The organism is Vibrio sp. OPT46 (assembly GCF_015163535.1).
GTDB classification, from domain to species: Bacteria; Pseudomonadota; Gammaproteobacteria; order Enterobacterales; family Vibrionaceae; genus Vibrio; species Vibrio alginolyticus.
On sequence record NZ_JADDYG010000603.1, the window covers coordinates 15207 to 23790 of the forward strand.

The window sequence follows — 8584 nt, forward strand, 5'->3', positions numbered from 1 at the left end:
GCGCAACACCAGTGAAATGAGGCTTACATTCGTTGACGATTGGATGATGGTCAGTAATACGGTCAACAAATCTATGTAATCTGATGCCATTTGAGATATCGCGATCATACAGCTTGCTTGGATCTCCTTTTACGAAGTCTCCAAGCAAGTTTCCCAATAAATGGCTGTTACTGTGGTCTGCGATATGCAGGTGGGCTAGAAAGTTCATTCGACGCCAGTTTTGGCCTCTAGGGCTTGGTGTGACATGAACCTAGTATAACGTCAATTACGACGAGATGAGAGTGTTCCGCTATTCGGCTTCGTTGTCTGAGCCAACGTATTCCGACAAGATAATGCCAATTTCAAGCGCATCTAGCAGCTCTAGGCTCTCATCGTTTTGGTATTGGTCGCTCATTGTGACCTCCTTTATTTTAAGCTCTCTTGCTTTTACTCGCTGACGGCCTGACTCTTGCCATATCCACATCAGCAACTCCTTTTTATAGTCTTTATATGACACATTCATGACAGCGAGAAGTAAAGATTTAAAAACCTATGAGCATAATCAAAAGTAAACGATTGCAATTAGATTTCATATCCGCTTAACACTTTAGAGAAATGACTCTTTTATCAAAATTCATGTCAATTTAAAGATATAACATACTGTTATAGGCGTCCTTAGATCTCATTTCTTAAACTAAATTTAGTATTCGTTACATATTTTGCTGATTAACTTCGCATATTTTGTTTCGATATAGCAATAGATTTGGTCAATATCTTTTATCTCTAATGGAGCTTTAAATGAGAGAAGTTGAGTTTAGAACGATAGACAGGCTGTTTATCAAGATGTCTATCAACGACAAAATGTGGGTTATATTCCTACTATTTTTAGTAGCCCTCACTTCAGTGGCTGGAAGCCGCTACTTCAATGAAATACAACAATTTGAGCAGCAAGCCATCTCGGCGAGCGAAGCGAAGCTTTCTGGTATCGTTGATGCTCAATCAAACCGCGCTACAGAAATTGACGGCGTATCGAAATCGAACCGCGTAAGCGAGAGTTCTTTTGTCGATGGGTCTGTCACCGCTTATGCCAAGTTGCATTCTGGGGAAGTGATTAAGCTGACTCAAAATGTGTCCACACAATACGAATCGTTAAAATCATCAGCTCTATCGTCACTATTACTCAGCTTCTTATGGGTTATTCCTTTTGCCCTATTCTCTTACTGGGTGGCAACGTTTATCGGAGGAGCTCTGTGGGTTTTATATACAACAACCGAAAAAATTGGTGACGGTGACTTAACCTCTCGTCTTGGTTTCCATCCAGGTCGAGATGAATTCGGTACCATCGGCTGTGCGCTAGACAAGTCTATGGATACCTTAAGTGAACTGGTTAATAGTGTTAAAAATAATGCAACGATGTTGAGCGAGACATCTTCTGCATTCGAAAAAGATATGCAGTTGAGTGAAACCCAGATATCTCATCAATATCAAACGCTTGATTCAGTCGCGACGGCAATGGAAGAAATGACAGCCTCTGCAAAGGAGGTATCAAGTATTTCTCAACAAGCAACGACGCAGTCAGACCAAGATGCCCAGAAGATCGAACTAAGCAGAAGCCGTGTACAAAACGTGATTGGCGAGATAGAGACGTTATCTAGCTATATTGAACAAGCCTCTACGTCAGTAACCAATTTAAACGAGAATACGACGCAGATTAATGACGTGATCACAACGATTAACGCCATTTCAGAACAAACTAATCTGTTGGCACTAAACGCAGCAATCGAAGCAGCCCGTGCTGGTGAACAAGGTCGTGGATTTGCAGTGGTTGCCGATGAAGTACGTACATTAGCAAGCAGAACTCAACAGGCAACAGTAGAGATCCAAGCCATGATTGAGAAGCTTCAAATAGAGAGTCAGAACATTGCTTCAATCACCAACAGAACCGTTCAGCAAGCTCAAACCAGCAGCCAGCTTATTGATGAAATCGGCCATGATGTTACCTCTATTGCCGAGTCAGCACGCTCATTAATGGACATGAGCATTCAGATTTCCACATCTGCTGAAGAACAAAGCGCAGTGGCTAACGATATTGCATCGGAACTTTCAGAAATTCGTAGTCAATCAAGCACAATCAGAGAAGTGGCGGAGCAATCTACCGCTGGCGTCGCTAATCTCACGCAAGCCTCCGTTTCTCTTGGTGAGATATTACAACGCTACCGCACCGCATAACGTTGTGGAACTTATGATCAACAAGGGCTCCTTAGGGAGCCCTTTTCTTTAAACCGTGTTCAACTATTACCTTCGATATTTTCTACGACATCCAAGTGGATATTTGAAGTGAATCTCAAGTTCTCGCTGTACCCGATGAAATAATGTTCTTAAACAGAGCGTTCCGCTATGCTTGATCTTGCCAATTCCAATTTGCTGCTGGAAAACAATATGAATAATTACAAAGACACAAAAGACATAGAGAACCTGAATTGCCCACTCTGCCAAGGAGATGAATATCTCATTTCATCGGATGGCGAGAAATTCACATGCGCTGCTTGCGGATTTCATACAAAAAACTTCTCATCTATCCAATGTCTACATCAAACGCCTTACCTACAGTCTAAACTTAAGCTCATCCACAGCTTGAGTCCGGTTTGCCATTAGTAGGTCAAACAGAGCAGCCACACAGCTGCTCTTTTAATTCATCTAAATGATGGATGCGAATTACACGCTCGTCCTCAACAAGATTGATAGCTTCACCATTAAATAACTGTATCGTTTTGATACCGGCGTTTAGTCCCGCCTCAACTCCTTTAGGCGTGTCATCAATATAAAGACAGTCACTTGGTAAAAAGCCCATGCTCATAGCACTGTACATGATTAAATCAGGCTCAGGCTTCCAACTATTCGCATCGAATGCCGAGAACACTTTGCCTCGGAAAGCATCGAGTAAACCGGTTAACTCCAAAGCGTATTCAATTTTATCTTTAGGTCCATTAGACGCCACACAATATTCGATATTATGCGAATCCAAAAACTGAATTAATCGTTTTGCGCCATCCATTGGCTGTAAGTGACGCACAAAAAGAGACTGGACTTCTTCTCGGTATTGCGGCTCTAAAACATCAATTGGGACTTTGATATCTTTCAATTCTTTAGTATCTAAAAGGATGTCAGCGAGCTTTCCTCCTTTAAAGTGAGAAACGCACTCTTCCATCGTTAACTCAGCCCCATGCTGGTTAAATACATTGACGAGCGCTTGGCAACACAGTCTTTCGCTGTCGACCAACGTACCATCACAGTCAAATATCACGCACTTAATATTGGTAATTGCCATAGCCATCTCCAGACGTCTTAAAGGCTCAAGCCCAAGCTGATTTTAAGAATGTTTGGATTAATCTTATTTGAGTTTGGGATTGTTGAAACGACGAGCTTGGCATTTCATGGAAATAGAAGGGAGCAATTACAGTTTTTCTAAGCAAGATCACCCAACGTCATCTTGCTTTACTTTTTATGCACATTGATGTGTAAGTTAGTCTTCGATAACCACTGAGTCTAACAGTTTTTGCTCGGTGCTTAGTCTTTTAGCCAGATCAGCCACAAACGAGCTTTTGTATTTTGATTCAGAAACAGCAACATCAGAGATGAGTGTATATCCTTCGAGATGGCTAACAATAGCAGCACCAATTGGGACTCCAGATTTAAAACCAACATATAATTCAAAATCTGGCGTGAGGATAATCTGTGTCAGATATTCAATGATCATATCTTTATCATACTGCTGTTCCCAGCGCTGAGATTGCAAGATAGAGAACATAATGGTCAGTCGATGAAAATCGACCAGAAAAATATCGTCGGGGTTAAATTCAGAGTCACTTTCCAGTAATGTGTCTTTGTCGACTACTTGATAGGTTGCTTTTTCTAGCGTTTTGAAATAGACATCGCGCCCTTTCAAACTCTCTGGTGTCGGAAATTCAACTTCGACCAGATCATACAGCCATGTATTTTTACGCTCGATACTGGCTAACTGTTGTTCATTCATCTTGATACCTTCGTTTAGAGCAGTACATTAGCATGAAGCCCGCAACAAACCTAGCGCACATAGACCTTTCCGTGGCTAAATTTTGTTTTAGGTGCAAACCTCTGATAGATTTCATCAATATCTTTCCTAGTTAAGGACAAAAATAATGAAAAAGATGCTGTTAAGTGCATTGCTTGCTACTACTCTAGTTGGTTGTTCAGATAACGATGTTGCTGACGTGGGGCTCGGTTGGTTTACTTTGAAAGACATCAAAGTCGGTGAGTTGAAAGACGAGGTGGTAACAGGTGTCACATGTCACATCGCCTCTATCGAAGCGGATTTCAGCTTAGCAGATCCAAGTGATAGCTCAATATCATGTCGTCAGACTGGCGAAATCACACCGGAAATGATTGCAAAAATAGATAAGAGTAAGTCCGGTGAAATTGTATTTAAGAAGTCAAAAAGCATTTTCTTCAAAACAATGAAGGTTCGCCGTATTTATGATGCCGATAACCAAACCTTACTCTACTTGTCTTATACAACAAAAGAGACCGATGGTAGTTTTAAGCATAGCCTTTCGACAGTCCCACTTTGGGGTACCAAGGCTTACGTTGAGCCAACTGAAGTGAAAAAGTAACGCGGGTAAATTTAGTTAGCGCGGAGCAGGCTCTTTCCGGGCGCTGCTGAGCAACAAGTTTAAAAAACAACCCATTGCAATACGACAAGCCTCATAAATTGCAGCTGCTTTGGTTGCTATTTACTCAGCTCGCTGATTTTTTCAGCGAGCAGACTTCTTTGTAATAAATCGCCACGATTTTCATTTTTTTGTGATACAATCCCGCCTCTTTTTTTTCTCACTCAAGAACAAGCATGAAGTTTCCTGGTCAGCGTAAATCTAAACACTACTTCCCAACTCACGCTCGAGATCCATTAGTAAACCAAATCCGACAGGCACCTAAGCTATATCGCCCAACTATTGTTGGTGTCGGTCAAACCATTGTAGATATCGAAGCACGTGTAGATGACGCGTTTTTAGAGAAATACAACCTGAGTAAAGGACATTCGCTCGTTCTTGAAGAAAGCAAAGCAGATGCACTTTACGAAGAACTGGTTGAGCAAGGCCTGATCACACACCAATACCCAGGTGACACGATTGGCAATACTCTTCACAACTACTCAGTTTTAGCCGATAGCAAATCCGTTTTGCTCGGTGTGATGTCTAAGAACATTCAAGTCGGTTCTTTTGCTTATCGCTACCTTTGCCGTACGTCTTCACGCATGAACCTTAACCATTTACAAACGGTAGATGGCCCTATTGGTCGCTGCTACACCCTAATTTCTCAAGACGGTGAGCGTACATTTGCTATCAACGAAGGTCATATGAATCAACTACTTCCGGAAAGCATTCCTGAAGAGATCTTTGAGAAAGCATCAGCCCTGGTTGTTTCTTCTTACCTAATGCGTGGTAAAGAAGAAGATCCAATGCCTAAAGCGGTACAAAGAGCGATCGACTTTGCTAAGAAGCACGATGTCCCTGTTGTACTTACGTTAGGGACAAAGTACGTTATCGAAGGTAACGCACAGTGGTGGCAAGAATACATTCGCGAAAACATTTCTGTTGTCGCTATGAATGAAGAAGAAGGTGCGGCGTTAACAGGTGAAACAGAGCCGCTAGCTGCTGCTGATAAAGCACTTGAGTGGGTTGATCTCGTACTTTGTACAGCAGGACCAAATGGTCTGTACATGGCTGGTTACACCGACGAGAAAGTAAAACGAGAAACCACACACGACATCCTTGAAAGCTCCCTCGAAGCCTTTAACCAGTACGAGTTTAGTCGTGCGATGCGTAAAGAAGACTGTCAAAACCCAATGAAGGTCTACTCTCACATCGGCCCTTACCTTGGTGGACCATTAGAGATTAAGAACACTAACGGTGCAGGTGATGCAGCCCTTTCAGCCTTACTGCATGACATGGCAGCAAACTCTTTTCACCAAAAAGAAGTGCCTAACTCAGAAAAGCACGAAGTACGATGCTTAACCTACTCCTCACTTTCTCAGATTTGTAAATACGCAAACCGAGTAAGCTATGAAGTGTTGACGCAGCACTCTCCTCGCCTATCGCGAGCGCTTCCTGAACGAGAAGATAGCTTAGAAGAGACTTATTGGGATCGTTAAAACGACAGCTTTAAAGCTAAAAATATATCAAGGTCACCATTTGGTGGCCTTTTTGTTTTTATCTAGCACTATAACGAGTAGATTTCGTTAGTATGTCGCACAATACGAAGCAGTAAACTCTTTACAAGCCTAACCGAAACAGTACCATCACCAAGCAGACCTTTGCCTCACAATAATACTCGTTATAACTCAGGTAGTTTTTCAACGCTACCTGTGTGCCACTTTGGGGATTCTCCATGCAGTCAGATATCGAAATTTGCCGAAACACACCACTTTCTTCTATTGATGTTATCGCGGAAAAAGTAGGACTATTGCCCGAAGAGTATGACACTCACGGGAAGCACAAAGCCAAAGTCCACCCAAAATGTTTGGAACGACTCAAAGCAAATGATGACGGTAAACTTGTACTCGTCACTGCGATCACGCCGACTCCTCTTGGCGAAGGAAAAACCGTTACGACGATAGGACTGGCGCAAGGTTTAGCAAAGCTTAATCAATCTGTTATTGCATGTATAAGGCAACCTTCGATGGGACCCGTCTTCGGTATTAAAGGTGGCGCAGCGGGCGGCGGTTATTCTCAAGTAGCTCCAATGGAAGAGTTAAACTTACACCTTACTGGTGACATTCACGCAGTGACAGCGGCGCACAACCTTGCTTCAGCCGCTCTTGACGCTCGCTTGTTCCATGAGCAACGCGAGGGTTATGATGCCTTTGAATCACGCACCGGGTTAAGAGCACTTAAAATCGACACGGCAAGTATTACTTGGAAACGAGTGATGGACCATAATGATCGTGCACTACGTAAAGTCAAAATTGGCCTCAATGATGCAGGAAAAACCATCAATGGTTTCGAGCGTGACGAAGGGTTCGATATTTCAGCCGCTTCTGAGTTAATGGCTATCATTGCACTAGCCAAAGATTTAAAAGATTTACGTCAACGTATTGGGAAAATTGTCGTAGCGTACGATTTGAACGGAAACCCCGTCACTACGGAAGATCTACAAGTTGCAGGAGCAATGGCAGTAACACTAAAAGAGGCGATTGCACCAACACTGATGCAAACTCTAGAAGGTGTTCCTACGTTGATCCATGCAGGTCCATTTGCAAACATCGCCCATGGAAATTCATCCATTATCGCGGACGATATTGCGCTAAAACTGTCAGGTTACACGGTAACTGAAGCCGGTTTTGGTTCGGATATGGGATTTGAGAAAGCGTGTAACATTAAAGCTGCTGCCGCCAACAAAGCCCCGGACTGTGTAGTGATCGTAGCAACATTACGCGGCCTCAAAGCGAATTCCGGACACTACGATTTACGACCAGGTATGGCTATTCCAGATTCCATTTTTAATCCGGACCAAGCAGCATTGGAGGCTGGGTTTGAAAATTTAAAATGGCACATAAATAACGTTCATAAATACGGTTTACCTGCTGTCGTTGCCATTAACCAGTTTCCACAAGATTGTGTGAAAGAGCTTAAAGCTCTTGAAGATCTGATTCACCAATTTAATCCCGAAGTTAAAGTAGCCATCAGCACCGCTTTTTCGCAAGGCGGACAAGGCGCAACGGAACTAGCTCAACATGTTATTGATGCGTGTACCACGCCTGTAGAGTTTTGTCCGTTATACAACAAAGAGCAATCATTACTCGAAAAGCTCATGGCAGTATGTGAAGCGGGCTATGGAGCAACCAATATAGAAATGACTCCTATCGCGACTGAACAGCTCAAACATTTTGAGCAATTAGGCTTTAACAACTTAGCGGTTTGCATCGCGAAGACACCACTATCTATAACCACGGACTCCGCAGTCAAAGGGGCACCAACTGGTTTTACCGTCCCAATCCGCGAGCTGCGCTTGTGTGCGGGTGCAGGATTCGTTTATGCATTATCTGGTACCGTGATGACGATGCCAGGCTTACCTGATAAACCCGCATTTATGAACTTAGATCTTGATGATGAAGGAAATATCGTCGGTCTCTCTTAGTGCAGTGATAACGTATCGCTATCAGTGAAGTGAGCATATTCATTGAGTGAGTGGTCTACTTACCTATCCACTCACTCTCAACAACTGTGAAAAGAGTTGTCTCAGGCCTTCTACTCTTGAATCGTTGATACAAAGCTCTCCTGCCTTACATCAACGCGCCTGTTTTAGGCCTTTAGAGTTAAGACGCTAACCCTAAGCCTTGTTTGGCGATAGTTATTAAGCTAGAAAACCCTATTTATCTTCTTGTTTTGTCGCCACTTTACATTGTAAATCCATACTTGTTGACTTCTCCTTTCTACAATTTTGCGCCAATTTGATGCACGGGCTATTTAGCGCTTCACTAATATGGTGCAGTTGTCTTACAGTGAAATTTTAACCTCCTTGATTTTTAAGGAGATATTCTATGGCTCGATTCTTGTAGTAGACTTTTCAC

General features: G+C 42.8%; 7 protein-coding genes and 1 pseudogene. 4 read left to right on the forward strand and 4 right to left on the reverse strand.

The genetic code is table 11. The features are described from left to right. Positions 1 to 208, reverse strand: a pseudogene (locus tag IQR33_RS34120) (ACP phosphodiesterase); the annotation flags it as partial. Positions 209 to 289: 81 nt separating this feature from the next. Next, a complete protein-coding gene (locus IQR33_RS23610) occupies positions 290 to 463 on the reverse strand; it encodes a hypothetical protein (protein ID WP_182017022.1) in 174 nt (57 codons plus the stop codon). A 314-nt stretch (positions 464 to 777) separates the two neighbouring features. Between IQR33_RS23610 and IQR33_RS23615 the strand changes: the two genes are divergently transcribed. Further along, positions 778 to 2208, forward strand: a complete 1431-nt coding sequence (locus tag IQR33_RS23615) for a methyl-accepting chemotaxis protein (RefSeq protein WP_005376380.1) — start codon at positions 778 to 780, stop codon at positions 2206 to 2208. A 430-nt stretch (positions 2209 to 2638) separates the two neighbouring features. Here IQR33_RS23615 and IQR33_RS23620 read toward each other — a convergent pair whose 3' ends face one another. Together IQR33_RS23620 and IQR33_RS23625 are read right to left on the reverse strand one after the other, a co-directional pair. Continuing rightward, positions 2639 to 3307, reverse strand: a complete 669-nt coding sequence (locus tag IQR33_RS23620; protein ID WP_138940251.1) for an HAD-IA family hydrolase — start codon at positions 3305 to 3307, stop codon at positions 2639 to 2641. A 195-nt stretch (positions 3308 to 3502) separates the two neighbouring features. Next, positions 3503 to 4012, reverse strand: coding sequence for a flavodoxin (locus IQR33_RS23625; protein WP_161440945.1), 510 nt, complete (start codon positions 4010 to 4012; stop codon positions 3503 to 3505). Between the two features lie 145 nt (positions 4013 to 4157). Between IQR33_RS23625 and IQR33_RS23630 the strand changes: the two genes are divergently transcribed. The 3 genes from IQR33_RS23630 (at position 4158) to IQR33_RS23640 (ending at position 8151) form a co-directional block, all read left to right on the forward strand. Then, on the forward strand, positions 4158 to 4628 hold the full coding sequence (locus IQR33_RS23630) for a CreA family protein (protein ID WP_005397614.1): 471 nt from the start codon (positions 4158 to 4160) through the stop codon (positions 4626 to 4628). 233 nt (positions 4629 to 4861) lie between these two features. Then, entirely contained in the window at positions 4862 to 6166 is a 1305-nt protein-coding gene (locus IQR33_RS23635; RefSeq protein WP_005376376.1) for an inosine/guanosine kinase, read from the forward strand. A gap of 236 nt (positions 6167 to 6402) precedes the next feature. Beyond that, positions 6403 to 8151, forward strand: a complete 1749-nt coding sequence (locus IQR33_RS23640) for a formate--tetrahydrofolate ligase (RefSeq protein WP_104976103.1) — start codon at positions 6403 to 6405, stop codon at positions 8149 to 8151. Positions 8152 to 8584: the final 433 nt, after the last annotated feature.

Coding starts and splice junctions, on each gene's coding strand:
- IQR33_RS23610 (WP_182017022.1), bottom strand. CDS start 463: ATGTGGATATGGCAAGAGTCAGGCCGTCAGCGAGTAAAAGCAAGAGAG.
- IQR33_RS23615 (WP_005376380.1), top strand. CDS start 778: ATGAGAGAAGTTGAGTTTAGAACGATAGACAGGCTGTTTATCAAGATG.
- IQR33_RS23620 (WP_138940251.1), bottom strand. CDS start 3,307: ATGGCAATTACCAATATTAAGTGCGTGATATTTGACTGTGATGGTACG.
- IQR33_RS23625 (WP_161440945.1), bottom strand. CDS start 4,012: ATGAATGAACAACAGTTAGCCAGTATCGAGCGTAAAAATACATGGCTG.
- IQR33_RS23630 (WP_005397614.1), top strand. CDS start 4,158: ATGAAAAAGATGCTGTTAAGTGCATTGCTTGCTACTACTCTAGTTGGT.
- IQR33_RS23635 (WP_005376376.1), top strand. CDS start 4,862: ATGAAGTTTCCTGGTCAGCGTAAATCTAAACACTACTTCCCAACTCAC.
- IQR33_RS23640 (WP_104976103.1), top strand. CDS start 6,403: ATGCAGTCAGATATCGAAATTTGCCGAAACACACCACTTTCTTCTATT.